Origin of the sequence: [Zimmermannella] alba NBRC 15616, from assembly GCF_001570905.1 — a bacterium.
Taxonomy (GTDB): domain Bacteria; phylum Actinomycetota; class Actinomycetes; order Actinomycetales; family Microbacteriaceae; genus Pseudoclavibacter; species Pseudoclavibacter albus.
In genome coordinates this window covers 52,334-78,396 of the sequence record NZ_BCSO01000001.1, presented here as the reverse complement: position 1 = coordinate 78,396, position 26,063 = coordinate 52,334, and the positions used below count along the sequence as shown (strand labels likewise).

Annotated in this window: 29 protein-coding genes; 12 read left to right on the top strand and 17 right to left on the bottom strand. The window is 63.5% G+C overall.

Annotated elements, in window-relative coordinates; all coding sequences use genetic code 11:
• Positions 1-65 precede the first annotated feature (65 nt).
• From pcp to ZAL01S_RS10735, 3 genes are read right to left on the bottom strand one after another with little or no spacing between them, the layout of a single operon-like run.
• Positions 66-710 carry a pyroglutamyl-peptidase I gene (gene pcp / locus ZAL01S_RS00400; RefSeq protein WP_066078129.1) on the bottom strand — a complete coding sequence of 215 codons (645 nt, stop codon included), beginning with the start codon at positions 708-710 and terminating at the stop codon, positions 66-68.
• Between the two features lie 20 nt (positions 711-730).
• Positions 731-1,681, bottom strand: coding sequence for a patatin-like phospholipase family protein (locus ZAL01S_RS00395; RefSeq protein ID WP_066078127.1), 951 nt, complete (start codon positions 1,679-1,681; stop codon positions 731-733).
• Positions 1,617-1,883: a TetR/AcrR family transcriptional regulator gene (locus ZAL01S_RS10735; protein ID WP_159421520.1), complete on the bottom strand. Its 267-nt coding sequence runs from the start codon at positions 1,881-1,883 to the stop codon at positions 1,617-1,619. Before ZAL01S_RS10735 ends, ZAL01S_RS00395 begins: the two co-directional genes overlap by 65 nt.
• A gap of 48 nt (positions 1,884-1,931) precedes the next feature.
• Here ZAL01S_RS10735 and ZAL01S_RS00385 point away from each other — a divergent pair, with 48 nt between their 5' ends.
• On the top strand, positions 1,932-2,531 hold the full coding sequence (locus ZAL01S_RS00385; RefSeq protein ID WP_066078121.1) for a TetR/AcrR family transcriptional regulator: 600 nt from the start codon (positions 1,932-1,934) through the stop codon (positions 2,529-2,531).
• Between the two features lie 2 nt (positions 2,532-2,533).
• A complete protein-coding gene (locus ZAL01S_RS00380; protein WP_066078117.1) occupies positions 2,534-3,331 on the top strand; it encodes a hypothetical protein in 798 nt (265 codons plus the stop codon).
• A 19-nt stretch (positions 3,332-3,350) separates the two neighbouring features.
• Here the strand turns inward: ZAL01S_RS00380 and ZAL01S_RS00375 are convergent, their stop codons facing one another.
• Both ZAL01S_RS00375 and ZAL01S_RS00370 read right to left on the bottom strand, forming a co-directional pair.
• A complete protein-coding gene (locus tag ZAL01S_RS00375; protein ID WP_066078114.1) occupies positions 3,351-4,313 on the bottom strand; it encodes an LCP family protein in 963 nt (320 codons plus the stop codon).
• Positions 4,314-4,480: 167 nt separating this feature from the next.
• A complete protein-coding gene (locus tag ZAL01S_RS00370) occupies positions 4,481-4,753 on the bottom strand; it encodes a DUF1963 domain-containing protein (protein ID WP_066078111.1) in 273 nt (90 codons plus the stop codon).
• A 230-nt stretch (positions 4,754-4,983) separates the two neighbouring features.
• Between ZAL01S_RS00370 and ZAL01S_RS09650 the strand changes: the two genes are divergently transcribed.
• Complete coding sequence (locus tag ZAL01S_RS09650; protein WP_083522926.1) at positions 4,984-5,175, top strand: ATP-binding cassette domain-containing protein; 192 nt, start codon at positions 4,984-4,986, stop codon at positions 5,173-5,175.
• 117 nt (positions 5,176-5,292) lie between these two features.
• The gene (locus ZAL01S_RS00365; RefSeq protein WP_159421519.1) at positions 5,293-5,928 is read left to right on the top strand and encodes a hypothetical protein; all 636 of its coding nucleotides are present in this window, start codon (positions 5,293-5,295) and stop codon (positions 5,926-5,928) included.
• Between the two features lie 168 nt (positions 5,929-6,096).
• Here the strand turns inward: ZAL01S_RS00365 and ZAL01S_RS00360 are convergent, their stop codons facing one another.
• Complete coding sequence (locus tag ZAL01S_RS00360; RefSeq protein WP_306301582.1) at positions 6,097-6,474, bottom strand: DUF5997 family protein; 378 nt, start codon at positions 6,472-6,474, stop codon at positions 6,097-6,099.
• A 63-nt stretch (positions 6,475-6,537) separates the two neighbouring features.
• On the opposite strand from ZAL01S_RS00360, the gene ZAL01S_RS00355 reads away from it, so the two are divergent.
• Complete coding sequence (locus tag ZAL01S_RS00355) at positions 6,538-7,233, top strand: LysR family substrate-binding domain-containing protein (protein WP_066078103.1); 696 nt, start codon at positions 6,538-6,540, stop codon at positions 7,231-7,233.
• 15 nt (positions 7,234-7,248) lie between these two features.
• Here ZAL01S_RS00355 and ZAL01S_RS00350 read toward each other — a convergent pair whose 3' ends face one another.
• The 3 genes from ZAL01S_RS00350 to ZAL01S_RS00340 all read right to left on the bottom strand — a co-directional run bounded on the left by ZAL01S_RS00350 (position 7,249) and on the right by ZAL01S_RS00340 (position 11,062).
• A complete protein-coding gene (locus ZAL01S_RS00350) occupies positions 7,249-7,674 on the bottom strand; it encodes a tetratricopeptide repeat protein (protein ID WP_066078100.1) in 426 nt (141 codons plus the stop codon).
• 186 nt (positions 7,675-7,860) lie between these two features.
• A complete protein-coding gene (locus ZAL01S_RS00345) occupies positions 7,861-8,385 on the bottom strand; it encodes a type 1 glutamine amidotransferase domain-containing protein (RefSeq protein ID WP_066078097.1) in 525 nt (174 codons plus the stop codon).
• A 73-nt stretch (positions 8,386-8,458) separates the two neighbouring features.
• The gene (locus ZAL01S_RS00340) at positions 8,459-11,062 is read right to left on the bottom strand and encodes an excinuclease ABC subunit UvrA (protein WP_066078094.1); all 2,604 of its coding nucleotides are present in this window, start codon (positions 11,060-11,062) and stop codon (positions 8,459-8,461) included.
• 191 nt (positions 11,063-11,253) lie between these two features.
• On the opposite strand from ZAL01S_RS00340, the gene relB reads away from it, so the two are divergent.
• A complete protein-coding gene (gene relB / locus ZAL01S_RS00335) occupies positions 11,254-11,469 on the top strand; it encodes a type II toxin-antitoxin system RelB family antitoxin (protein ID WP_066078091.1) in 216 nt (71 codons plus the stop codon).
• Positions 11,466-11,750 carry a type II toxin-antitoxin system RelE family toxin gene (locus tag ZAL01S_RS00330; protein ID WP_066078089.1) on the top strand — a complete coding sequence of 95 codons (285 nt, stop codon included), beginning with the start codon at positions 11,466-11,468 and terminating at the stop codon, positions 11,748-11,750. The genes relB and ZAL01S_RS00330 overlap by 4 nt, the downstream gene beginning before the upstream one ends.
• Positions 11,751-12,140: 390 nt before the next feature.
• Here the strand turns inward: ZAL01S_RS00330 and ZAL01S_RS00325 are convergent, their stop codons facing one another.
• From ZAL01S_RS00325 to ychF, 4 genes are all read right to left on the bottom strand, one after another.
• The gene (locus ZAL01S_RS00325) at positions 12,141-13,649 is read right to left on the bottom strand and encodes an ATP-binding protein (RefSeq protein WP_083522925.1); all 1,509 of its coding nucleotides are present in this window, start codon (positions 13,647-13,649) and stop codon (positions 12,141-12,143) included.
• Between the two features lie 185 nt (positions 13,650-13,834).
• Positions 13,835-14,230, bottom strand: coding sequence for a VOC family protein (locus ZAL01S_RS00320; protein ID WP_066078086.1), 396 nt, complete (start codon positions 14,228-14,230; stop codon positions 13,835-13,837).
• A gap of 160 nt (positions 14,231-14,390) precedes the next feature.
• Positions 14,391-15,134 carry an ASCH domain-containing protein gene (locus tag ZAL01S_RS00315; RefSeq protein WP_066078083.1) on the bottom strand — a complete coding sequence of 248 codons (744 nt, stop codon included), beginning with the start codon at positions 15,132-15,134 and terminating at the stop codon, positions 14,391-14,393.
• 84 nt (positions 15,135-15,218) lie between these two features.
• Positions 15,219-16,292 (bottom strand): redox-regulated ATPase YchF, encoded by a 1,074-nt coding sequence (gene ychF / locus ZAL01S_RS00310; RefSeq protein ID WP_066078081.1) that lies wholly within the window; start codon positions 16,290-16,292, stop codon positions 15,219-15,221.
• Positions 16,293-16,481: 189 nt separating this feature from the next.
• Here ychF and ZAL01S_RS00305 point away from each other — a divergent pair, with 189 nt between their 5' ends.
• Entirely contained in the window at positions 16,482-17,108 is a 627-nt protein-coding gene (locus ZAL01S_RS00305) for a 3'-5' exonuclease (protein ID WP_066078078.1), read from the top strand.
• Here ZAL01S_RS00305 and ZAL01S_RS00300 read toward each other — a convergent pair.
• A complete protein-coding gene (locus tag ZAL01S_RS00300; protein WP_066078076.1) occupies positions 17,105-17,620 on the bottom strand; it encodes a hypothetical protein in 516 nt (171 codons plus the stop codon). The two genes, ZAL01S_RS00305 and ZAL01S_RS00300, sit on opposite strands and share 4 nt — an antisense overlap.
• Before the next feature lie 113 nt (positions 17,621-17,733).
• On the opposite strand from ZAL01S_RS00300, the gene rmuC reads away from it, so the two are divergent.
• Positions 17,734-19,017: a DNA recombination protein RmuC gene (gene rmuC, locus ZAL01S_RS00295; protein ID WP_066078073.1), complete on the top strand. Its 1,284-nt coding sequence runs from the start codon at positions 17,734-17,736 to the stop codon at positions 19,015-19,017.
• 293 nt (positions 19,018-19,310) lie between these two features.
• On the opposite strand, the gene glpX is transcribed toward rmuC, so the two are convergent.
• Entirely contained in the window at positions 19,311-20,324 is a 1,014-nt protein-coding gene (glpX, locus tag ZAL01S_RS00290) for a class II fructose-bisphosphatase (protein WP_083522924.1), read from the bottom strand.
• Positions 20,325-20,555: 231 nt separating this feature from the next.
• Here glpX and fbaA point away from each other — a divergent pair, with 231 nt between their 5' ends.
• Positions 20,556-21,581 carry a class II fructose-bisphosphate aldolase gene (gene fbaA / locus ZAL01S_RS00285; protein WP_066078070.1) on the top strand — a complete coding sequence of 342 codons (1,026 nt, stop codon included), beginning with the start codon at positions 20,556-20,558 and terminating at the stop codon, positions 21,579-21,581.
• Positions 21,581-22,075 carry a DUF6264 family protein gene (locus ZAL01S_RS00280; protein ID WP_066078068.1) on the top strand — a complete coding sequence of 165 codons (495 nt, stop codon included), beginning with the start codon at positions 21,581-21,583 and terminating at the stop codon, positions 22,073-22,075. Before fbaA ends, ZAL01S_RS00280 begins: the two co-directional genes overlap by 1 nt.
• A 145-nt stretch (positions 22,076-22,220) precedes the next feature.
• On the opposite strand, the gene ZAL01S_RS00275 is transcribed toward ZAL01S_RS00280, so the two are convergent.
• Positions 22,221-23,528, bottom strand: coding sequence for a GNAT family N-acetyltransferase (locus tag ZAL01S_RS00275; RefSeq protein ID WP_066078066.1), 1,308 nt, complete (start codon positions 23,526-23,528; stop codon positions 22,221-22,223).
• Positions 23,529-23,650: 122 nt separating this feature from the next.
• The gene (locus tag ZAL01S_RS00270; RefSeq protein ID WP_066079232.1) at positions 23,651-24,703 is read right to left on the bottom strand and encodes a 4-hydroxy-3-methylbut-2-enyl diphosphate reductase; all 1,053 of its coding nucleotides are present in this window, start codon (positions 24,701-24,703) and stop codon (positions 23,651-23,653) included.
• A 77-nt stretch (positions 24,704-24,780) separates the two neighbouring features.
• Here ZAL01S_RS00270 and xseA point away from each other — a divergent pair, with 77 nt between their 5' ends.
• On the top strand, positions 24,781-26,052 hold the full coding sequence (xseA, locus tag ZAL01S_RS00265; RefSeq protein WP_066078064.1) for an exodeoxyribonuclease VII large subunit: 1,272 nt from the start codon (positions 24,781-24,783) through the stop codon (positions 26,050-26,052).
• Positions 26,053-26,063 lie beyond the last annotated feature (11 nt).

The window sequence follows — 26,063 nt, the reverse complement described above, 5'->3', positions numbered from 1 at the left end:
TCGAGAACCGAACCTCAGCTGATCGAGTAGCGCGAAGCGCGTAGCGAGATCACAACCACCTCGGGCTAGTGGGTAGCACCGAGCGCGATCTTGGGGTCGTCCCCGACCGCGACAACCGCCTCAATGGCTGCAGTGAGGGCCCGCACGATGTTATCTAGCGGCCATGACGCCGCGCCCTCGTGCCGAGCCGCCTGCTCTGGCACGAACGGCACATGGACGAAACCTGCCCGAACCGCAGTTCGCCCGGTCACGGCAAGGTGGTGCAGCACCCCGTACATGAGGTCGTTGCAGACGAAGGTGCCGGCGCTGTTCGAGAGGGACGCTGGGAGCCCTGCATCCCGAATCGCGGCCACCATTGCCTTCACCGGCAGGGTTGAAAAGTAGGCGGCAGGGCCGTCGTCTGCCACGGGCACATCGATCGGCTGCGCACCGGCGTTGTCGGGGATGCGGGCATCCTCCAGATTGATCGCGACGCGTTCTGGCGTGACATCCGCCCGTCCGCCGGCCTGCCCGACGAGCACGACGGCATCCGGCGCAAGCTCGTCAATAGCCTCCGAAACCTCAGCGGTCGCACGCCGAAATTCGGTCGGCACGCACTTCGTGACGATCTCAGCGCCTGCGATCTGCTCCGACAGCTGGCTTACCGCATCCCAACTCGGGTTGCACGATTCGCCGTCGAAGGGGTCAAAACCGGTCACCAGAATGCGCATGGCGTCAGTCTACGAAGCGGTCACAGTCCGACGCGGTCGAAGGTGTCGCGCGCGATCGAACGGCCAACTTCAATGACGCGTTCTGCCTCGTGGAAATCGAACACTTCGCAGGTCTCGGTCGGGATACTCACCGCGACATCGGGCCGGTTCATGGCCGTGCGGCCCTGCTCGATTTGTCCCTGCATGATGTCGAGCGTCGTCGACATCATCGTGAAGGCCGACATGTTCGTGTCTTGGCGGCGAAGCGCGTTCTGGAGCAGCGTCGTGTTCGTGTCGGGGTCGCCACTGTGACCGGGGTTCGCGCGGTTGGTGAGCGGCAGCGGCGGCAGGAGGTTCCGGACGCTTTGGGTGAGGTTCGGCCAGCGCCATCCAGCGTCATCCTTGTCGGCGCTTGCTCCGTGGTCGGGCGAGCTCGGGTCGAGTCCCAAGCGTCGGCCGAAGAGCGAAACACCGATGCTGAGTTCCGCGTCCTCTTGCAGTGCTGGCTCCATCGGGAGCGGGTTCAGGACGCCGCCGTCGACGAGCAGGCGACCGTCGATGCGCACCGGTGTGAAGACGGTCGGGATGGAGAAGGAGGCGCGCATTGCGGGAACAAGCAGCCCCTCGCGAAGCCATACTTCGCGGCGTCGCTCGATATCGGTCGCGACGGCGGTGTACGGGATCGGCAGGTCTTCGATGCGGACGTCGCCGACCATTTCTTCGAGAACCGACATGAGCTTGCCTGCGCGAAGGAAACCACTCGAGCTCAGCGTGACGTCCGCATACCGCAAGACTTCCTTGCGCGAGAGCTCTTTCGCAAAGCGGGTGTAATCGTCGAGGGCGCCAGCAGCGAGGAGGCCAGCGACGAGGGCGCCCATTGAGCTTCCACTCACCGCCACGACCTCGTGGCCGCGCGCGTGCAGCTCTTCAATGACGCCGATGTGCGCATAGCCGCGAGCGCCACCGGAGCCGAGCACAAGTGCGATCTTCATGTGGGCCTCCGCTGCGCAGGGTAGCTGCCGAACATGTCAGCCGAGCGAGGGCGTGTTGCTCAGCCTGCGTGTCGAAAGTGAGCGGCAGTTCGCCGGTGAGGTCGCGCTGGATCGTTGGGCCGACGGTCGCGACGAGGTCGTCACGGCTCATGCTCGCGAGCGGTTCGAGCTTGAGGATGTGCCGCCTCATGATGATGCCCATGGCTTGCTTCCCCTTCCCTCAGCACCTCACGCAATCTAGAATGCAAGTATGTACTTGCACACACCGGATGGTTCGCCGCGGGAGCGAATCCTAGGCGCTGCCGTCGCCCTCTTCGGCCAGCGCGGCTACTCGGCAACGACGACCAAGGCCATCGCCGAGCAAGCGTCCGTAAATGAGGTGACCCTCTTCCGACACTTCGGCAGCAAGCAGGGCATCCTCGAAGCCATCGGCTCCGGGATGCGCGAATCCACCGCACCGGCCGGCCTCGACGCGGATGCTGCCGACATCCGTGCGGCGCTCCAGCGCGCGGCGGCCGCCGAAGCTGAACGCCTCCCCGAGCTCGGCCCATTCGCGCTCCGACTCGCAATGGATGCAGCGACCACCCCCGAAATCGCCGAGGCACTGGGCTCGGCGGCTGGCCCCGCCGCACAGCTCGAGCAGATGGCATCCGTCTTTGCCGCCTGGCAAGAGCAGGGCCGTGTCCGGCACGACATCGCGGCGCAGCTCCTCGCCGAGTCCTTCAGCGCGCTCAGCAGCAACCTGCTCCTCACCCGGCTCGCGCTCGGGCTTCCCTCCGCCACCCCCACCGACGACGTCGCCACCCTCGTCAACATGTTCTGCGACGCCATTCTCGTCACCCAGGGCTGACCATGACTCGCACGCCTCTCGCCCGCAAGATCCCGGCACTCATCAACGCCATCGCCGTGTGCACGATCGTTGCCCTCGGGCCGGCCGCAGCGAACCTCATCCACTACCGAGTAAGCCCGGGCGCGCTCGCCCAGTACATCGGTTGCGAACCGATCACGCTGTTTGCTGGCCTCACGCTCGCTTGGATCGCCTTCTCGAGCTCGCAGCGTGGGTCACTGCTTGGCGTGGGTGCGGGCACCTACATCATCTACACGATGGTGACGGTCGTCTTTGGGCAGGACTATTCGCGCTATGACGGCAATGGCGAGCTCTTCTTTCCGCTGATTGTTGTCGTCACCGCTTCAGCACTCTTCACGGTCGTGGAATGTGTGAGCGAACTCGTGAAGCACCAACCGCTCGCCGTATCCCGCCGTCATCGCGTCATGTTGTTCGTGCTTGGCACAATGTTTGCATTCATGTGGATCAGCACACTTGCGCAGAGCAATTGGGACAGCAATCCCGAATATCAGGCTGACCCGACCCTGTTTTGGCTCGTCAAATATCTCGACCTCAGCGTCATTATTCCCACGGCGCTCGTGAGTGCCTTCGTGTGGCGCGGAACGTATCGCGTGGCCGGCATGTGCGTGCTCGCATTCTCGGGATGGATGACACTGGCCATTGCCGGGATGCAAATCGCGATGGTCGCGCTCGAGTTCTCGCCCGTCGGGGCACTCATTGTTGCTGGCGTCATGCTTGCTGCTGCGAGCGTTGCGGCATGGCTCATGTTCACGCTCAAGGAACCCGTCGAGCGGCACAACTGAGTGGCCCCATGCCCCGCCGCTACCCGACCGCGTACTCGGTGCCGTACTTCTCGATGTAGCTGGAGACGTCGCCCTGCTTGAGCGCTTCGCCGAGCTCTGCGGCCCTTGCTTCGTCAACCATGTTCACCGACTGTCCGCCGACGTTGCCGAAGCCGGAGAGCGGCAGCATGAGCGAGTTGATGTTCTCGGTGTCGATCTGCATGAGCGGGGTCACGAGGTCGGGGACCTGCGCCTTGTCTAGACCGGAGATTTGGCACTGGTCGGCGAGATTCTTCGCAAGCTTCGAGAACGTCGTCGGTGACTTCTCGTTCCACTTCTGGAGGCCCTTCAGCAAGCCGGTGATGAGGGCGCGGTGACGCTCCGCGCGGTCGAGGTCGCCGTTCGGGAGCGCCTTTCGTTCGCGCGCGTAAATGAGGGCATCCGTGTTCTCGAGGAGAATCTCACCTTCCTCGAACACGACTTCGCGGCCGGTCGACTGCACGACGGTCGTGTTCTTGTGCTTGTTGAAGACCGTGATGCCTTCCATCCAGCGGGTAATGCTGACGAAGCCGGTGAAGTTCGTGTGCGCGGTGAGGTGGATGTCGATGCCACCGAGCGCGTCGGAGACGGTCTTCTTGAGGAGGTCGATGCCGCCAGCCGGGTAGGCGGCATTCGCCTTGTTGCCATTGAGATAGGTGTCGCGCGCAATCGACACGAGCGTCATGGTCTTCCGATCCGCGGAGATCTGGGCGACCATGATCGCGTCGGTATTGCCGCTGAAGTCCTTGTTGCGCGAATCGGTTCCGATGATGATCGCGTTCACGATGCCGGTGGGCAGCGGATCGGCGGGGCCCGTTGGCGTGGGCGTCGCATTCGCACCGCTATTGCCCTCGGCTGGCGAGCCGTCGCTGCTCTGCTGCGTGTTTCCGGAGGCGCATCCGACGAGCGCCAGGACACCGGTGGCGAGCAGCGAGAGGAGCGCACTTCGACGGGTCAGCGACATGGCGGCATCGTATCGAGGTGAGGTGATGGGATGCCGAGCGTCAGAAATTTAGTCGCCTCCGCCGTCGCTGCCCGAGCACAAGAACACCTCCCAGCCGGAGAGCAGCACTTCATCGAAATGCGGGCTTACCTCACTGCGAGCCATGGATTTCAAATCGGCCAGGTGCACTACCCGGCGTCACTTGAAATGTTGCTGAAGTCTCCCGAGGCGAGAGCCTCCCGTGAAATGAACATTTGGAGATAGTCTTCGTCATTCCAGCACCACTCAAGTTCGTCGCGGCTGGTCAACGTCAGAAATGGAATGGTGCCTTCCGGTGTGGGATCGTAGGCCAGACTCGTAGAGTCGGTGTAACCAAAGAGGTGATCGACCGGGCAGCACTCATCTAGGAATTCGTCGTACTGGTCCTCGTACTCGTCCAGCGGCCATTCTTCGACCAGCACATCGTATGGGACCACGCTCCTGTCAACGCGCGAATGACGCAAAAGAGACTTGTAACGGCAGCGACCGTTCCGCAAGAGGCCTTGATTTCCCACCCCTGGCCTCTACTTCGTTACCCTGGTCGAGCACAACCGCTTTCCCCGCCCATAAGGAGCAGGTGCGGCCAATGGGCGTCTGATCGCCACTCGGCGCTGCCGAGACGCAACTCTTTTCGAAGACGCCGGAGATCAGAGTGCCTTTTCTCGACGTCAACGACCTGTCTTTCTCCTACACTGGTGCACCTCTGCTCTGTGGTGTGTCTTTTCGTGTCAGCGACGGTGAGCGGGCCTGCATCGTTGGCGCAAACGGGGCAGGAAAATCAACGCTCCTCATCCGCTCCTCTTGCTTGCTGAGACACGGCGCCCGGAGGATCATCACGAAGTAGCTTGCGCGTCGCCCGGGGCTAACCCACGCTAGCGGCATGGCGACATGCAAGCACTCCATCGCAGACCTTCAAGCTGAACTCTCTGTCCGCGTTAGCCGCACGACACGCGAGGGATGGTTGGCAACCCTCAACAGCTGGATCGAACGCCTCGGCGAGCCTGACTTCACCTATGGACCAACACTCTCGATGCGATGGCTCCTCGCTGATGGTGCCTTCGAGCTCTCACCAAATCCTCATGCGGACAGCTGCACCGTCTTTGCGCATGTCCTTGATAATGAGGATCTTGAGGCGTTCGACGAGGAGGTTGATCGCGATAGCCGCGGCGGGAGCGCATTCGCCCATGAAAGCTACCTCTGGTTCTTCTGGTCTCCCGATGCCGCCGTCCCGCACGGCACCTTCTGTCACGGAGGTTTCCTCGCCGAGGACGTTGACGATCTCGCGAACGTGTTGAAGGAATCACTCGGCTCGCTCATGTCGGTCCTGCCGTATTTTCCTGCCGCATGGCAGCAGCACGCGACAGTCTCATGGCAGGCACCGGTTCAAGCGTCCATCACGGTCTCTGCAGAGGCAGTCCGCGTGAGCGTTCACGACAAGGAGCGCTTCGCTGGCGATTCTTCGATGGACAGCCTCGGGGAGGCGATCAAGGTGTTCGTGGATGCCGTTCGCGAGTATGCCACTGACGTTGACCTGTATGAGATCGAGCGCCGGGGTTCGTTTTCCTACGGGCAGTGGTCGATGGTGACCACTGGCTAACCCTGCCGTCTCTCGTCAGTGCCGAGCCGTGCGAAACGTCATCACAAGCAGCCCATGCACGAAGCCATGATTGCGTGGGGTCTCCTGCCGGCTTCCCCTTTACAACGCCCTCGGCCGTCAGCTCCGCAAGAAAAAGTAAGAACGCGACCGCGCCATGCAGTGCCCCTCCTAGTCTTCGCCAGCTGACCGCGCCTTGCGTGCTTCCGTCTGACGGGCAGCCTCCGCGACGACCTCACGGTGCACGGCGCGCTCGTGGATGAGCCACTCCGGCGGGTTGGCGATGAGTACGCCAATTTCGTCCGAGTCGAGCGGCTCAGTAATGCCACCGCGGACGAGGCCCGACTTCGAGACGCCGAGCTTCTGGGCGATGACGTCGCGCGGGAACGGGCCCTTCTTGCGGAGTTCCGTGAGCCAGGCTGGCGGGTCGGCGCGGAGCGCGTCGAGCTCGTCGCGGGAAATCGTTGACTGCTGGAACGACTCCGGCGCAGCAGAGAGCAGGATCCCGAGCTTCTGGGCTGCGGTGGACGGCTTCATGTCTTGACTCACGGGTGTGAGCGTATCCCAGCTCGGCGCACGGCGCGGCTGGACCCAGCCAGTTAGCCTGCCTCTGTGAGCGAAAACACAACGACCGAAGCTGGGCTGCGCATTGGACACGTGCGCGGTGTGACGCTCGCGAAATGGCGCCGGATTTGGGCGGAACGCTACACGGAACCCCTGCTCGTGTCGGAGGTTCCGGACAGTGAGCAGCTGGATGGTCTGCGCGACGGCAGCCTCGACATATGCTTCGTGCGGCTCCCCATCGAGCGCGAGGGCCTCCACGCGATCCCGCTCTACGAGGAGACGATCGTCGCGTGGGTCGCGAAGGATCACGTGCTCACGGCTGCCGATGAACTGACGCTCGCCGATCTGGAAGGTGAGACGGTGCTCAACGACCCCTCGGGAATCGCGCTCGACCGCGTGCTCGGCGGGGCGGTCCTCGTCGTCCCCATGTCGATTGCGCGCGGCGCGAGTCGACGCGACCTTCGCTACCGGCCGATTGTTGACGCCGAGACCTCGCAGGTTGCGCTCGTCTGGCGCGTGGATGACGAGAACCCGCTCATTGAGGAGTTCATCGGCGTGGTGCGTGGACGCGGGGCGAACAGCTCACGCGGGCGCGCAGCGCAGGGGCCGGATGCGGGTGCGGCGAGGAAAGCGACGAAGAACCCTGACCGCCGCGACCGCTCCACCCCTACGCCGACAAGCAAAGGCCAGGCGAAGCGCCGTGGCGGCGCGTCATCCCGCGCACGCGGGCGCAGGCCGCGCTGAGTTCAACTGCCACCGTCAGTTCGGCCGTTCGATGTGCGGTGCACGCGTCGCCAAGAAGTCAAGATATTTCGTGTCCTCCATGGCGAAAATCTCCGGCCCTGCACCCATGTAGGCACGCATGAGTTCGTCCGCAGCACGCGGCAGATTGCCAAGTTCGAACTGTGCTTGGCCCAGTCGCAAGTGGATGAACGGGTTTCCGATCGCGTCAGGACAGTACATGCACGCCGTCAACGCTTCGTGTGCCGAAGAAAAGTCCCCGCGAAGAACGTGCGCGTCACCGATGCTCGCGAGCAGCCACGTCGCTTGCGGCCACTGCATCTTCGGCTCCGGCAGATGAAGCCATGCCTGGTCGAAACACTTCACCGCCCCGATGAAGTCGTCGGCCTCCATGCATGCATTCCCACGCTCCGAAAGCGCTTGGATCTCGTCTTCCCACGTCACGTTGACCCTCCCTCTCTCGTGGTGTGGAGGGTGGCACGCGGGTCTGGGTAGATGCTCAGGGCTGCCGCGTGCCGCGTGCTCGTGACGCGCCATGCCGTCCAGTGCTTGGAACGTCGCGCCGAGCTGCGGGTGGGTTGCCGCCGTCGCGCCGTGGTGTCTTCTGTCACCTGCGGCCTCAGGTTCGGGCTACTTCCCGAACACCTCGATGAGCTTCGCGTTGAATGCCGGGAGATCCTTCGGCGTACGCGAGCTGACAATTCCGCCGTCCTCAACAACTTCCTCGTCGACCCACGTTGCGCCGGCGTTGCGGAGGTCGGTCTTCAACGACGGATACGAGGTGACGGTGCGTCCGCGAACGGCATCCGCTTCAATGAGCAGCCAGGCAGCGTGGCAAATCGCGCCAATCGGGCGGCCAGCGGAGACGTGATCACGAACGATCGCCACTGCATCTTCGTCCATGCGAATTTTGTCAGCGTTGCCCGTTCCGCCAGGTAGGACGATTGCGTCGTACTGGGTGCCCGTTGAGGCGGCGGTTGTAGCATCCACCGAGACCGTCGCGCCGTTTTTGCCGGTGATCTCGCCCGTCTCGGTCGAGAGCACCGTGACCGTCGCGCCAGCCTCCTTCACCGCAGTCAAGGGGTCAAGCAGTTCGGAGTCCTCAAAACCGTTCGTCGCAATGATCGCGATCGAGGTGTTCGAAAGTGCAGACATCAATTCCTCCTTCGGTCGTGTCGGCACGGTAACAAGCGGTGCCGGATGACATCCGACTTCTCCAAGCTGGCGTTCAGTCTCGTCCTGCGCTGTCTCGGGCTGGGACGTCACCTCGCCCAGCCAGTGCTTTTGCAAGGTAGGGTGCGCTCGCGCTGCCTGGGTGACGAGCAACATCCTCCGGTGTGCCCGCCGCAACAACTGTGCCGCCTTCGACACCTGCTCCCGGCCCGAGGTCGATGACGTGATCGGCCTCCGCAACGAGACGCATGTCAAGCTCAGCCATGATGACCGTTCCGCCGTCAGCCACGAGGCGGTGTAGGTGCCCCATGAGCCGATCGGCGTCTGCGGGGTGCAGGCCCGCGGTCGGCTCATCGAGGATGTACAAGGTGGTGCCTCGTCCTGAACGCTGCAGTTCCGTCGCGAGCTTCACGCGTTGCGCTTCTCCACCCGAGAGTTCGGTGGCCGGCTGCCCGAGGCGCACATACCCGAGGCCCACATCGTGAAGGGCATGCAACGCGGCAAGGATTCGCTCCTGCCCACCGAAGAGGCTGATCGCCTCGTCGACGCTGCAGGCAAGGACATCCGCGATGGAATGCTCACGCCATGTGATCTCGAGCGTGTTCGGCTCGTAGCGGGTGCCGCCACATTCGGGGCACGGCGAGTAGATACTCGGCATGAAGAGGAGCTCGACCATGACAGCGCCTTCGCCCTCGCACCTCGGACAGCGACCGCCCGCAACGTTGAAGGAGAACCGGCTCGCCGTGTACTTGCGCCGCTTCGCTTCGGGGGTTGCGGCGAACAGTCGTCGGACGCTGTCGAAGAGGCCCGTGTAGGTGGCGACGTTGGAGCGAGGAGTCCGACCAATTGGCTTCTGATCGATGACGACGACCCGCTTCACCTGGCTGCGCTCGAAGGTTGCCGTGCCGCGCACCGTGACGGTGTTGCCGCCGAGGAGCAGCTCGGCTTCCTCGTTGGTGGCGTCCGGTTCTTCCGTCGGGGCGGCTTGACCGAGCTGTTGACGGACGAGTTCCGGGAGCGCCCTCCCAATGAGACTCGACTTGCCTGCGCCTGAGACGCCGGTCACAGCGGTGAGGCAGCCGAGCGGGAAGGTGACGTCGAGGCCGCGAATGGTGTTGCACTCGACACTCGTCAAGGTGAGGTGGCCTTGCGGCTGGCGGTGCTTGCTTGACCGTGCAGTGCGGCCGGATGACGTCAGGTAGCGACGTGTGACGGAGGCTTCGACATCCGCGATTCCTGCCGGAGGCCCGCTGTAGAGCACACGCCCGCCTTGGTCTCCCGCGCCAGGCCCAATGTCGACGAGCCAGTCTGCTTCGGCGATGACGGCAAGAGAGTGCTCCACCACGAGCACGCTGTTGCCGCGTTCCCTGAGGCCGTGAAGGATGCCCACGAGCGCGTCCAGGTCGCGCGGGTGAAGGCCAGCGGACGGCTCATCGAGGACGTAGGCGACACCGAAAAGTTTGGAAGAGAGTTGCGTTGCGAGCCGCAAGCGCTGACGTTCGCCGCCCGAGAGTGTTGGGGCTGCCCGGTCGAGCGAGAGATAGCCGAGGCCGAGCGCGATCATAGGTTCGAGACGTGTTGCGAGGTCGTTCGCGAGCTTGCGGGTGACGGCTGGGTCGCTGAAGGTGCTCGTATGTGCCGCGGCGTGGCGTACCTCGCCGCTCGCGAGTGTTGTTGCAAGCTGCTGCAACTCAGCGAGCGGGAGCGCCGAGAAGTCGGCGATGTTGTGCCCCACGACCGTGACGCGCAGGGCCTCCGCCTTGATGCGCGAACCCTCGCAGTGCGGGCAAAGCACGCCGCGCACGAACTGCACCACGCGCCGCTTCATCACCTCGCTCTTCGTGTTCGCGAAGGTGTCGAGCACGTAGCGGCGGGCGCCGACGAAGGTGCCCATGTAGCTGGGTTCTCTCCCCTGCTGCCGGGCTTTGCGAGTTTGCGCTGGTGTGAGGCCCGCATAGACGGGCTCGGTGGGGCGTTCTTCTGTGTAAAGAATCCAGTCGCGCGTCTTCTTCGGCAGCTTCCGCCATGGAATATCGACGTCGATCCCGCGCGAGACGAGGATGTCGCGCTGGTTCTGCCCTGCCCAGGCGACGGGCCACGAGGCGACAGCACGTTCGCGAATCGTGAGGGAGTCATCCGGCACCATGAGCTCCTCGGGCACGTCGAAGACGCGACCCATGCCGTGGCATTCCGGGCAGGCACCTTCTGGCGTGTTTGGAGAGAAATCTTCCGCGTACAGCATCGGCTGGTTCGGCGGATACTCCCCTGCTCGAGAGAAGAGCATGCGGACGACGCTCGAGAGCTGCGTCGTCGTGGCGACGTCGGAGCGTCCACTCGAGCCGCCTCGAGCCTGCTGCAGCGCAACCGCTGGTGGCATCCCCTCGAGTTCGTCGACGTCCGGGATACCAGCCTGATCGATGAGCCGGCGAGCGTACGGCGAGACAGATTCAAGATAGCGCCGCTGGGCTTCCGCAAAGATCGTGCCGAACGCGAGGGATGACTTCCCGGAGCCGGAGACGCCGGTGAAGGCAACGATGGCGTCGCGTGGCAGGTCGAGATCCACGTTGTGCAGGTTGTGCGTACGTGCGCCTCGGACTCGGATGCCGTCTGCCCAGGGGTGCGTGTTGGCGTTTTCGGTTGTGGGGGCATCCGGGGTCATGTTTCGCACGATATCGGGGTGGGATCAGTGGGAGGTGGGTGTGCTGGGCGTCGAATTGGAACTAGGCCCCGTTCGAGGCATACAGCTATCTCCTGCCGAGCGTGCATTGAAGATAGCCGCGACGGGAAGCGACCCATTGCTACCAGAAAGGAGCTTGAATACACTGTATTCACATCGAATCAGGAGGAAGCATGAGCACCATGACCGTGCGCATGAGCGAGCAGGACGCCGAGCTTGTCCGTAAGTTCGCCAAGTTCGAGGGCGTCACTATCTCTGACTTCGCTCGCACCGCAATCCTCGAGAAAATCGAGGACTCCTACGACCTCCAGGAGCTGCGTGAGGCAATCGCGCAGGATTCCGGAGAGCGCTTCAGCATCGACGAGATCATCTCCGAACTCGACCAATGACCGGAGAGAGGGGTCCATACCGCGTCGAGCTCACCTCGCGAGCACGCAAGCAGCTCACGAAGTTGGACCGCTTCGATGCGAAGATCCTCGCCACGTGGATCAAGAACAACCTCGATGGATGCACCGACCCGCGCGCATTCGGCAAAGGGCTGACAGCCAACCGTTCAGGCGAATGGCGCTACCGCGTGGGGTCGTATCGGATTCTCGCGCTCATCCAAGACGACGTCGTCACCGTTGAGGTCTTTTCGATCGGCCGCCGCGACAAGGTCTACAGCGGGTAGGGGCCCATCAACGCTAGATCAGAACATGGGCTGAGTTCCGCGTCAACGCCTGAGCCGGCCTTGGTCGTGGCTGGACAAAATATGGTGACAGCGCGTCCAGCATTTCGATTCCAAGACGGTGCCTGACATGATTGATTGCGCACCCCAGATCTGACGTTGAGAGTTGGACGAAAACTGGCAACTGGGCCACCGCGGGATCTCGCCTCTGCTCGGCACGAACTCGTCGCTTTTGAGCATCGTTCCTACCCTGGACATCGTGCCGGGATAGCCTCATGTCAACAGCTGCCGCGGTAAGGGGCTCTTCTCGATCACGGCGGGAACGCGCCCTGGATGGCGAGAGACTGGGAGTCAGACTCTCGGTTCTGGAGTCTTACTTGCAGTCTGGGCGGTTCACTGCAAGCGGTAGCGGGTGGATTTGACTCCCTGCTTGCCCTCCATGATGACGATGCCATCCTCGAGGGGCTGGTTGAGGGCGTAGCGAACCTGGCCGATCGTCATGCCAGTCGCGTCGACAACCTCATGGACCGTGAGCGGGCCGTCAGCTGAGGCCAGAGCGGCCAAGATCGTGTGCTCGTTTCGAGTGGGAGACGAACTTCGAGGTACCACCACCGTGCTCCTTGCTGTGCCGGGCGTCCGAGGCGCAGAATCCTTGGAGACATCTCGGCTGCGCCAGAGCAGGGCCTTGAACTGGACGCCTGTGTCGATGAGTTGCGGGCGGGGTAGTCCTCGCGCCTCCGTGGAGCGGAACACTTCGCGGATACCGCCACCTTCGCCCTCAATGATCGATGCGCCGTCGGGCGTCGTCAATCGCTTGGTGATCTGGTAGAGCCGTTGGTTCACCGCCGCCTGAGCGTGCTCAACACTTTCGATCTGTGCGAGTGACACTCCACGGAGGCCTCCGGGGCTCTGGATGAAGAGGTTTCGGGGCGTGAGGCGTACCTGGATCTGTTTGCCGGTTCCCAACGTGTTTGGCCCCAGGTCACGATGGACCAGAGCGTTGGCCAAGAGCTCTCGTACAGCATTGAGTGGTAGCTCCGGGATGACCTCCATATGCCCGTCATCGCGGTACTTGTTGACGGTATCCAGGTTTGACGCCACCCAGTCGAGGAGATCGGTCAGAAGAACAGGAACCGGGCCAGTGAAGTCTTGGAGGTTGCGGTTGCGCGGCTGACCTTCACCCCCAGGCAGCTGAACGGCTGCGGTCACAGTCAATGCCGGATACTGCCCTTGCGGGTAAGTCCCGAGAGCGTAGAGCCCGGCGAGCGTTGGCTCGCCAGCTGCCGTCAGGACGTTCGTCATGCGAAGGATTTGGGAGTCATCGCAGTCTCGTAGTCGACGGTCGTGAGCGCGCACTGCTCGGACATAGGCTGAACAGAGGATTTCATCCAGATCATCACGGTTGCGGCCACGAGCGGGCGCAAGATCGTAGTCCACCTGCTCGTCACTGTGCAGGCGCGCAACCTCGATCATGCGCTCCTCATGCGGATGCATGGCGTAGTCGCCATCGGCTTGACGTAGAAATGCTCTGCCTGCAACGCGCGCAGGCTTCTCGGTAACGGACAACGGGGCAATGTGTGCGATGACGATCGGCTTCGCGTCGACCGTGATGGTTAGGAAGTCGATCCGCGGAGCTGGGTGGACTGCTTCGCGTGCCATGTTGGCGATCCCCGCCTCGAGCTGCGCGATATTGGGGACTCCCACGACGGAGAATTCGCCAGCCCCCTCGTCGACTCCAAGGATCACGGTGCCACCGTCAGGCATGTTGGCGAACGCACACAGGGTCTCCGCCATCTGGGGGACACCACCCGCGGCGCGCTTGACCTCGATCGATGTGCTGTCGCCGCGTCGCGCTCGCATCTGCTCAAGGGCTTGTGCGAGGTCATCCGGCGTCCACAGCATGACGTCAGACTACAACTCACACTGTGAATTTTGAAGTGTGACTTGCAGTCTCCCGCGACTCTCGAATTGAGGCTCTGCTAGGCCGACGGTCATCAGATAGAGAATGTGGGCGATTTGGAATGATTTTGGATGAACTATGCAGTTCCGGTCGTACATGACGAACAGCCGAAGAGGCGGTGCGCGGCTCAGTCAACAACGATCTCCAGCTCGAACCCCTCGCTGTTTTCGAGGAACAGCGCGGTGTGCTCGGGTCCGCCAGCGTGGGGGTACTTGTCGGCAAACAACTCAGTCCATCCGTGGTTCGAGCAGTCTCGTTGGATTTCATCGAGAAGCATTCGATCTATGGCGCGGAGAGCAAGATGGTTCAACCCCGCTCGCGTGCGGTCGTGTGGTCCCGTGAGAGCAGGCGATTCTTCCAGCACCACGTATGCTCCGCCGGGGTGGAGCCATGTTCTTCCTTGCGGCCAATTTGGATCGTGTTGGGCCTGCCATCCCAGTCGGCCAAGGAGCCAATTGAAAGAGACTGCCGACCTGCGCACGTCGGTTGTCCACAATTCGATGTGGTGAACGGGGTTGCTCATGTCTGGAGGCTACCCGCACCTGTCGCAGGCTTCCGTTCCTCAACTGGGATTCGTCTGCCGCCTCTTTGCTGCCGCGGCTCAGATTGCGTGCTGGTGCTGGATCACATTTGATCCAACATGCTCAACGATCTCGGAAGTCGTTCGAATCCCGGTTCAATAACTAATCTTGAGGACTGGGACTGCATCCTGCGGGGTTGCTCAGTTCAAAGGCCACGATGTCGATGCTGTCTTCCATCTCAAGGCCGGGGTAGTGCATGTCGAGGGCTTCGTGCAGGTCCGCCAGTGAGGCGAAGCCGTCGCGTTGTGCGTGTTCCTCGGTGAGGTCGCAGCGACGTGTGGCCAACACGGAAGTGATGTTCGCATCGAGGGTGATGGTCTCGCCGCTTTCCTTCTCGAAGACGAGCTGCGCTGACCCAGGTCGGAAGGGATCGTCGACGCGGATGGTCTGACGTTTGGACCCGTCTCTGATGGCCGACTCGTAGCCCTCCCACATGAAGACCTGTTGTGGGCGTTCCATGGCGCGCCAGTCATAGGCGTGAGGAAGAAGCTCGGAGACGGTCAGCGCTTCGAGGCCGTTGCTGCCCCGGACAACGCATTGGATGGCTGGGTCGATGTCGAACAACACCTGACGGCACTTTCCACATGGGGAGATCACTTGGCCGGTCGGCCCGTAGACTGCGACGATGGCGTCGATGGGATCATCGGCGCACGTGGCCGCGTGGTTAGCAAGGGCAGAGATCTCGCCGCATGGGCCACCTAGGAAATGGAACGCGTTCACACCAAGCACGGTCTGGCCTGATCTGGTCAGCAGTGCGGCGGCGACTGTGTGATCCTTGCCATCGTTGCACTGCTGCGCATGCGCATTGGCAGTCTCCACGAGCTGTCGAAGTGCGGCGGTGATCATGTCCCCATTTTCCTCTGCAGAGAGAAATCCTTCAACGGCGCTTCCGTGAAGAGGAGTGAGGGTTCTAGTGCTACGCCGTAGCAACTACACATTGAAGCGGAATTCGACGACGTCGCCGTCTTGCATGACGTAGTCCTTGCCTTCGAGGCGCATCTTGCCGGCCGACTTTGCGGCGGCTTCCGAACCGGCCTCAACGAGGTCATCGAAGGAGACAACCTCGGCCTTGATGAAGCCCTTTTCGAAGTCGGTGTGGATGACGCCTGCAGCCTGCGGGGCCTTCCAGCCCTTGCGGATCGTCCAGGCGCGCGCTTCCTTCGGACCAGCCGTGAGGTAGGTCTGCAGGCCGAGCGTGTCGAAGCCGATGCGGGCGAGCTGGTCGAGACCGGACTCCTCCTGGCCGAGGCTCGCGAGGAGCTCCTGTGCCTCCTCCGGGTCGAGGTCGATGAGCTCGGACTCGGTCTTGGCGTCGAGGAAGATCGCCTTCGCGGGAGCCACGAGCGCAGCAAGTTCGTCAAGCTTGGCCTGGTCGCCGAGGATCGTCTCGTCCACGTTGAACACGAAGATGACGGGCTTTGCGGTGAGCAGGCCGAGCTCGCGGATCGGCTCGAGGTCAACGCTCGTCTGCGAGAGGAGCTTGCCCTCTTCGAGCGCGGCCTTCGCTTCCTGCGCGGCGGTGAGCACCGAGCTATCGAGCTTTTTGTGCTTCACCTCCTTCTCGTAACGCGGGAGGGCCTTCTCGAGCGTCTCGAGGTCGGCGAGGATGAGCTCGGTGTTGATCGTCTCCATGTCTGAGGCGGGCTCGACCTTGCCGTCGACATGCACGACGTCACCGTCAGTGAAGCCGCGCACAACCTGGCAGATCGCGTCAGCCTCGCGGATGTTGGCGAGGAACTTGTTGCCGAGGCCTTCACCTTCGCTCGCACCCTTCACGATGCCCGCGATGTCAACGAACGACACGGTGGCGGGGAGGATGCGCTCGCTGCCGAAGATCTCGGCGAGCTTCTTGAGACGCGGGTCCGGAAGCTCCACCACACCCACGTTCGGTTCGATCGTTGCGAACGGGTAGTTGGCGGCGAGGACCTGGTTCTTCGTGAGTGCGTTGAACAGGGTCGACTTGCCGACGTTGGGGAGACCGACGATTCCGAGAGTAAGAGCCACGAGAGGCAAGCCTACCCGGTGCTGCCGCAGGTGCTCGGGGTGCGGCGGCCGGGTGCGTGCATAAATGGCAGCATTTGCGGCTTCGAGGCGCACGGAGGCTTGAAGCCCCAAATACTGCCATTACTGCACATGCCTGCCACCGCTTTGAGCCGGGATGCGATGTAGGTGGCCCGTGCCACGATGGTTGCCATGCCAGTGAACTTCACCGCAATCGACTTCGAGACCGCGAATAGCGACCCTGCTTCGGCCTGCGCGGTCGGTCTCGTCCGGGTCCGGCGCGGCGAGGTTGTGGCGCGCGACGGCTGGCTCATCAAGCCGCCAGCTGGCCACGACGAGTTCATGCCCTTCAATGTGCAACTCCACGGTGTCTCCCGCGAGCGCGTGCAGTCGGCCCCGACGTGGAGCGAGCAACTCCCCCGCTTGCTCTCCTGGGTCGGCAGCGATGTGCTCGTGGCACACAACGCGAATTTCGACCTCGGCGTGATCGCTGCGGCATGCATGGCAACCGCGAGCGAGCACGAACAGTTGCCGCCGCTCAAGTACTTCTGCAGCCTGCGCCTCGCGCGGAAGGTCTACGAGCTGCCCCGGTACCGCCTCCCCGTTGCTGCTGAAGCTGCGGGCTTCATCGAGCTCAACCACCACGACCCCATTTCGGATGCCGAAGCCGCAGCTTGGATCGTCATCGACTCAGCTGCCCGCATGAAGGCGCCAGACATCTACCGTCTTGGCAAGGTCAGCGGTGTGCAGATCAGCGAGCTCGACCTCGAGGCTCGCCGCGCCGCAGCCCTCGAGCTCGTCAAAGACGCCACCTTCTAACTCGGGAGCTGTTTGAGCCCTGCTGGCGTGCGCTCCCATCGGCATCCGAAGGCGTCGGTGAACTTGATCGACCGAACCATTCGCACACCGCCGCCAGGGATCATGATGACGCCCTCGCCCGCCGGGTACAGGTTGAAGTGTTCACCCACAACTTGCCCGGATTCATCCTTCATTTGGTCACGGTGAACGGTAAATGCTCCCGGCGGAAGCGTCGTGAAGACGCGATCTTCCTGCGGGTTCCCCCTCAGCGTCTGATGGCTGACAACCACATCAAACACGGTGGCCGTTGAGCCGTTGAGGAGCTGCAGCGTCCAGTCCTTGCTGCCCTTCTTTGCTCCCCAGGCGGAAATGCTGGAGGCCTGGGCACGCCGGTCGTGTTCTTCATCTCGCAAATCGCGAGCTTGTTCAACTCGCATGAGACGGAGCGACGCAAATCCGGCCACTGCCGCCGCGACGAGCGCCGCAGCTGCAACACCAACATTTGCCCAGTCAGCGATTGTCCCCGGTTCCATCGCTCCCCCATTCGCCGATCTCCACATCCAGCAAAACTGTTGAAAGTGAACGCGATCTGAGCGCGAGCGCGAGCCGAAAACGGAATGTCGGTGGTGGGTGCGAGGCTCGAAGCATGGAACAGATCTTGTTGCTCGTCGCGGTTTCGGCGCTCATGCTTGCGCTTGGTATCACCGTCGGCTTTGTCGCGGCTCGGCACCGTCATGCGGCCGTGCTTGCGACCTTGCGAACGCGGGTTTCCGGGCTTGGTGCTGAACTTGAGCGAGCGGATGCTGAACTCGAGCGATCGCGCGGCGATGCTGCTGTGGTTCGCGCCGAGAACGACGCATTCCGCGAGGCCGAGCGCGAGCGCGCCGAGCAGCAGAGTTCCGCGCGCGAACAAGATCACCGCGTGCTCGAAGCAATCGCCCCGGTACGTCAGCAGCTTGAGCTCATGCAGCGCACCGTCATGGCGATGGAAGAACAGCGCAACGCCCAACACGGCGAACTCGCTGAGCAGCTTCGGGCGCAGCATGCCTCAGAGCTGCGCCTGCACGAGGTGACAGGTTCACTCGCCTCGGCGCTCCGCAACAACGCCGCGCGAGGAAGCTGGGGCGAGGCGCAGCTGCGCAACATCGTTGAGGCCGCGGGCCTCATGGAGCGGGTCGACTTCGTTGAGCAGCTCGCGGTGCAGACGGAGGCCGGCAAGGGGCGACCAGACCTTGTCGTCCACCTTCCGGGCGGCGCGCAGCTCGCCGTGGATGCGAAGGCGCCGCTCGCTGAGTACCTCGCGGCGAGCGAGCTCAGTGCGACAGGCTCCGAGGCCGAGCAGCACGAACGTGAGCAACGGCTCATGCGGCATGCACGGGCGGTTCGCGGCCACGTCGACGCGCTCGCGAAACGCAACTATGCCAGCGCGTTCCGCGGGTCGCCCGAATTCGTCGTCTGCTTCATCCCGAGCGAAGCTGCGCTGTCGGCTGCTCTCGCCCAGGATGCGAGCCTCCTCGAGGATGCCTTTGCCGAGGGCATCGCACTCACAAGCCCGGTGAGTCTCTGGTCCACGCTCAAAGCTGTCGCCTCAAGCTGGCGCCACGAGCAACTCACCGAGTCCGCTGAAGAAGTGATCGCCCTCGGCGCGCAGCTCACGAGGCGTCTCGCCACCACCGCAGGGCATCTCGACAAGCTCGGGCGCTCCATCAACGCCACCGTCGGCGCATACAACCAAGCCATTGGCTCCATCGAATCGCGCGTACTCCCGAGCGCCCGCAAGCTTGCCGCGCTCGAAGGCGTCGCCGAGCCAGCGGCCCCACAGTCGCTCGACGAGACCACGCGCACGCTCTCAGCCCGCGAACTCACCGAAGCGCTCGAGCTCGCGAATCCGCCGGTCCAATCACGACGAGAGGAGCGAGCCGCAGGCTAGTTGTGACAACCAACGCGCATACGCGAGCAAACACAGGCACGACCCCACTGAGCGTGACAGCCGACACGTACCGAAACACGAGACGGCGAAACCTGCGTCAGGAAACCAATCGCAGCCAACGCTTGCACGCGCGAGAGCCGGGCTTCTCAACTTGCGCTGAGGACCGACCGCAGGTGCCTCTACAGCCACGGATGGATCCCACAACGAGTTGAGGGCCCCACCATTTCGGTGAAGCCCCCAACATCAGTTCATCAGCGCCTCAACGGGTCACTGCAAGCGCATCCAGATACCCGCTAGAGCCACTTCGTCTCGAGGTGCTCCGCGATCACGCGGCGGAGCGTACCCGAGTGAGCGCGCAGCACGACCGAGTCAGTGTGGATGCGGTCGCGCACGCGGCGCACACCTTGCACGAGGCCACCGTCGGTGACACCAGTCGCCACGAAGTAGCAGTTGTCGGTCTTCACGAGGTCGTCCGCCGAGAGCACCGCGTCGAGGTCGTGGCCGGCCGCAATCGCGCGCTCACGCTCCTCCTCGTTGCGCGGGTACCAGCGTCCCTGCATGACACCGCCGAGCGACTTGATCGCGCAGGCCGTGATGATGCCCTCCGGCGTGCCACCGATACCAGCGCACATGTCGATGCGCGGCTCGTGACGTGCAGCGTTAATGCCACCGGCAACATCACCGTCAAGGATGAGCTCTGTACCAGCGCCAGCCTCACGGATTTCGCGGATGAGCTGCTCATGACGCGGACGGTCAAGCACCGCGACAACCATCTCTTCGACCGGCTTGCCCTTGGCCTTCGCAAGGGCGCGAATGTTCTCGCCGATCGGCTTGTCGAGGTCGATAATGCCCTGACCCTCGGGACCCGTCACGATCTTGTCCATATAGAACAGGTCCTTCGGGTTGTACATCGTGCCACGGTCAGCAACCGCGATCACCGACAGCGCGTTCGGGCGGCCAGCAGCGGTCAGCGAGGTGCCATCGATCGGGTCAACCGCAATGTCACACAGCGGGCCGCGGCCGTTACCGACGATCTCACCGTTGAAGAGCATCGGAGCTTCGTCCTTCTCGCCCTCACCGATAACAACCTGGCCCTGGAACTCGACCGTGGCAAGGAACTTGCGCATCGCATCAACCGCAGCACCATCGGCAGCGTTCTTGTCACCGCGACCGATGAACGGCACCGCACGAATTGCGGCAGCCTCCGTCGCGCGAACAAGCTCCATCGCGAGGTTGCGGTCGGGGTGGGTGATCAGCTTCTCTTCGCCGGCGCCAGCCCCGGCAACATTGGCGGACGATTCAGTCATGCCACCAGCCTATCCGCGGCAAGCCGCGCATCGGCAGCATTCGACAACACCGCCAGAACTTTCTCAACTGCAGCCGCACAACCTCCGCCACCTCCCGGCGGAAATTCACGCATCCGACAACGCCGCATAGGGCGGAATGTCGGCGGTGATCGCTAGACTCCGAACCGGTACAGAAACCGCGCACGTTCACGCGCGAACGCTGGACGCTGACGACACCAAAAGGAGCGCCACATGCCCATCGCAACCCCGGATCAGTACGCAGAAATGCTCGACCGCGCGAAGCAGGAAGCCTTCGCGTATCCGGCCATCAACGTCTCGTCCTCGCAGACGATCAACGCGGTCCTCCAGGGCCTCACCGAGGCAGGCTCCGACGGCATCATCCAGGTCACCACCGGTGGCGCCGACTACTTCGCCGGCCAGAGCGTCAAGGCTCGCGCATCAGGCGCCCTTGCCATGGCCGCCTTCGTTCACGAAGCCGCAAAGAACTACCCGATCACGGTCGCCCTCCACACCGACCACTGCCCGAAGAATGCGCTCGACGACTTCGTCTACCCGCTCATTCAGGCCTCGAACGAGGTCGTGAAGAACGGCGGCGAACCCATCTTCCAGTCGCACATGTGGGATGGCTCGGCAGTTCCGCTCGACGAGAACCTCGAGATCGCCAAGCAGATCCTCGCCCTCACCAAGGCCAACAACCAGATCCTCGAAGTTGAGATCGGGGTCGTCGGTGGCGAAGAGGACGGCGTTGCCAACGAAATCAACGAGCAGCTCTACACGACCCTCGACGACGCAGTGAAGACCGTCGAAGCCCTCGGCCTCGGCGAGAACGGCCGCTACATGGCCGCCCTCACCTTCGGCAACGTGCACGGCGTCTACAAGCCCGGCAACGTCAAGCTCCGCCCGGGCCTCCTCGGCGACATCCAGAAGGGCCTCCAGGAGAAGTACGGCACGAGCGAGAAGCCGCTCGACCTCGTCTTCCACGGTGGCTCAGGCTCGACCGCTGAAGAGATCGCCGAGGCCGTCGCGAACGGTGTCGTCAAGATGAACATCGACACCGACACGCAGTACGCCTACTCGCGCTCGGTCGCCGACTCGGTCATGAAGAACTACGACGGCTTCCTCAAGATCGACGGCGAGGTCGGCAACAAGAAGATCTATGACCCGCGCTCGTGGGGCAAGAAGGCCGAGGCCGCCATGGCCAAGCGTGTCGTCGAGGCGACGCAGCAGCTCGGCTCCTTCGGCCACTCGAAGTCCTAATGGCGTCCGGCGCCAAGAAGCCGAACCGGAACCCGGACCTCTCAGGGTTCACTCCCGCAGGCGGCGGCCTCATCGACAAGCAGCAGCTCGATGAGGCCCGCCGTCGCGCGGACAAGACCTCCGGTATCGCCATGCTCATCATCGGCATCTTCGCCACCATCACGAGCATGACGAGTTTCACCGAGAACGCGCTTGCGATGCAGTACTCGCAGCTGTTCGCGCAATACGGCATCAGCCCCTACGTGCGCCCGGCTGCCCTCCCGGCCCTCTCGATGGTCGGCATCATCGCGCACCCCGCGCTCTACGCCATCACGCTCTACCTCGTGCTCCTGCGTTGGAAGCGCAAGAAGCGTGCCATGTGGCTCATCGTCATCGGCGCGATCCTCGGGATGGGTCTCACGTTCCTCCTCGTGACGATCGGCATCAGCCTCCACCCCGAACTCGTCGCCGCCGCGCAAAGCGGCATGCTCCCGGGCGCACCGGCCACGCCGTAACCGGCAGCGCACGCAGCATCCAAGCCGCTGGGCCGAACGCCAGAGGCGCTGCGCCGTTCAAAAATGCACGCTCAGCGAGCTATCCCCTCGCATACAGAGGGATACGCCGCTGAGCGTGCATTTTTGTCACGCAGCACGCCGCGTCCTAGAACCAGGTGCTCAAGAATGGCTCTCGCCCTGTCTGAAACAGACTCCCTGCACACCGGACCGAAGCGTCGTCACCTTCAAGCTGCGCAGCAGCGCCCAGCGACTCAGCGCTGAAGCAGCCAAACACGAGTGATGCGAGCGTCGACACGTCCAGCTTGATATGAGCCACCCCCGGCGTTGCCCCGTCACAGCGGGTCACGACGGGCTGCTGATCGCGCGTGTCAAGGAGATACATGCCCTCGGCGAAACCGAGGTCATCCTCAATTTCGAGCACCAGCCGGTCTGGCGCCGAGTACGCGCACGCCTCAAGTACGCGAACAACGTCCAGCACCCGAGTCCAATGGTGGTCAGTCCGACGCTCCTGCACACCGCGCCAATCGCCAATCCACCACCGGATTGGGTCATCCGGTGCAACGAGTTGCTCGGTCTTCACCGACCGCACGAGTGGCTGTGACAGCACGTACCTCCACAGCGCCGCACGCCCGTCAATATCCGGCGCCACCAACACATCGACAATAAGACGGTGCTTCGTGAAGTCATCATCATCAAAACCGTCGAGGCGATAGCCAACAATGCCCAGCTCATCACCTGCAGGGGACGTCGCAAGGACAAAGCGACGGCTGCGAACCGTCGCGTCGTTCGGTGTCTCCACGCCGGTAACCAGTCGCCAAAACGTGGCTTCGCGCACGACATCGCAGCGTGTGGCGCGTGCCTGCTTCGAGTGCAGTCGCTGGAGCACTTCGACGGCTTCAGCCACCGTGATGAAGTCGAGTTCGACGTCTGGCGTGGGTCCGCACCAGTTCACGCGAGTCGTATCGAAACGCAGGATCGAACTCTGGGCTGAGATCCCGAATCCGTACCTGCCATACAGCGTCGACTCACTCACAGTGAGACCGGCAATTGCGTATCCCTCCGCCGCAGCACTACGAAGCTCCCCTTCGAGCATCGCTCGGGCGATGCCCTTCCCGCTGTGGGTCGGTGCGACCGTCACCCCAGAAATCCCCCACATCGAGAGTGAACGTCCAGGGGCGATCGTCAGCTCCATCGGCCACGAGCACACCGTCGCGATGGGTTCCCCCTCTTGGCTGGCTTTCCACGCGCCGAGTACGCGTTGAGCTCGGGCCCGCTCGCGGCGAATCTCTCGGCGGCTGTCCTCGGCTTCGGGTGCGACATCGTGAAACCCGCGTGCACACGCAGCACACCAGGCATCAATGGCAGCGTCGTCATCAGTCACCAAGCGATAGTCAAGGCCGAGCGCCTCGAGGCGGGATCGGCTGACTTCGTCAACACGTCGTTGTGTGGTCATGGAGCTAGCGTAATGAGTACAGATTGCGCGCTGTGGGGAAGTGGATACCTCAGGAGCATCCATTTCCCCACAGCGCGCAATTCACGACACCAGCACCGGCACCGGCACCGGCACGCGCAGGCCTAGTCCTTGCCACGAACACCCGAACCGCGGCCGCCGCGGGCCGCACCGCCCGTGTCGCACTCGCCAAGGTCGCGGCGAAGCTCCTTCGGGAGCGAGAACATGAGGTCCTCAACCGCCGTCTCAACCTCTTCCACATCGCGGTAGCCGGCCGTCGCGAGCGCCTCCAGCACCTGCTGCACGAGCACCTCCGGCACCGAAGCACCCGAGGTGACACCAACCGTGCGAACACCGTCCAGCCACTCCTGCTGGATCTCGTCGGCGTAGTCGACGCGGTACGCAGCCTTTGCGCCGTGTTCGAGCGCCACCTCAACGAGACGCACCGAGTTCGACGAGTTTGCCGACCCAACAACGATCACGAGGTCTGAACCCTGCGCGACCTTCTTGATCGCGATCTGACGGTTCTGTGTTGCGTAGCAAATGTCGTCCGAGGGCGGGTCCTGCAGGTTCGGGAAGCGTTCGCGCAGGCGGTTCACGATCGACATCGTCTCGTCCACCGAGAGCGTGGTCTGCGAGAGCCAGACGACGTTATTCGGGTCTTTCACCTCAACGGTCTCGGCCTCGGCGGGGTTGTTCACGATCGTCACGCGACCGACCGCGTGGCCGGCCGTACCTTCGACCTCTTCGTGGCCGTCGTGGCCGATGAGGAGGATCTCCTTCTCCTGCTTCGCGAAGCGCGTCGCCTCACGGTGCACCTTCGTCACGAGCGGGCAGGTCGCGTCAATCGCGTGGAGGTTCCGCTCGGCGGCACCCTGCACGACCGCGGGCGAGACACCATGCGCCGAGAAGACGACGTGCGCACCCTCCGGCACCTCGTCGACCTCTTCCACGAAGATCGCGCCCTGTTCCTCGAGCACCGACACGACGTGGCGGTTGTGGACAATCTGCTTGCGCACGTACACGGGGGCGCCGTACGTCTCGAGCGCCTTTTCCACAGCCACGACGGCACGGTCAACGCCCGCACAGTATCCTCGAGGGGCAGCCAGAAGCACGCGCTTCTCGCCCTCGACCGGGCGGTCCTCAAACGTCGGAACCGGGCGCTGCGCGCGCGGCATCGGCAGGGAAATCACTGTCTCGGTCACGCCCACGAGTCTACGTTCGATACCCGGATCCGTCAGGAAGGGAAGCAACGATGAGCCCCACGATGACGCCCTCCGGTCCCGCCACCGCAGAGCAGCCGTGGCCGGTCGCGGCCGTGTCTGAGCAGCTGGCGGGCTGGATCGGCAAGCTCGGCTCCGTGTGGATCGAGGGCGAACTCACGAGCTGGAATGTTCGCGGAGGGCACGCCTACGCGAAGCTCAAAGACCTCGAAGCGGATGCGACGCTCTCGGTCACGGTGTGGCGCAGCGTCCTCTCGCGCCTCGGCGAAGACTTCAAGCAGGGCGACCGCGTCATCGTCTGCGCGAAGCCCGACTTTTGGGTGAAGGGCGGCACGCTCTCAATGCAGGCGAGCGACGTCCGGCACGTCGGCCTCGGTGCCCTGCTCGAGCAGCTCGAGCGTCTGAAGCGCCAGCTGGCAAGCGAAGGCCTCTTCGATTTCGACCGCAAGCAGCAGCTGCCGTTCCTCCCGAACTGCATCGGCCTCATCACCGGTAAGGACTCCGACGCCGAGAAGGACGTGCGCCGGAACGCTGAGCTTCGCTGGCCCTCGGTGCGTTTCCGCACGATTCACACGCGTGTGCAGGGTGTGGGCACGGTCGAGGAAGTGCGCGCCGCGATCGAGACGCTGGATGCTGACCCCGAGGTGGACGTCATCATCATCGCCCGCGGTGGTGGCGACTTCCAGCACCTCCTCCCCTTCTCCGACGAGACGCTTGTGCGCACGGCAGCCGCCGCCGCAACTCCGATCGTCTCGGCGATCGGTCACGAGAATGACCGCCCGATCCTCGACGAGGTGGCAGACCTTCGCGCATCCACCCCGACCGACGCGGCGAAACGAGTCGTCCCGGATGTTGCTGAAGAGCTCGCAGGCGTGCGGGATGCCCGGGCCCGCATCTTCCAGTGGCTCGCGACCCGCATCCGCCACGAGTCCCAGCAGATCGAGTCGCTCCGCAGCCGCCCCGTCCTCGCCCACCCCGAGGTCATCATCGACCGAGAAGCCGACGACCTCGGCCGCTACGCGATGCGCGGGCAAGAGCTTGTCGAGCGGATGCTCGACCGCGGGGCCGACCGCATCGTAGCCCTCTCCACGCAACTGCGCGCGCTTTCCCCGCAGCGCACCCTCGACCGCGGCTACGCGCTCGTGGAACGCGTCCCAAGCGATGCGGACCCGGCCTCCACGCCCGCATCCGAGCGCACGCTCGTGCGCACCGCCGACGATGCGCCTGCTGGCTCGACGCTCCGCATCCGACTCGCCAACGGCAAGATCGCTGCCACGAGCAACGGCGCCGTCGACGACGAGTAGCCGAGCAATAC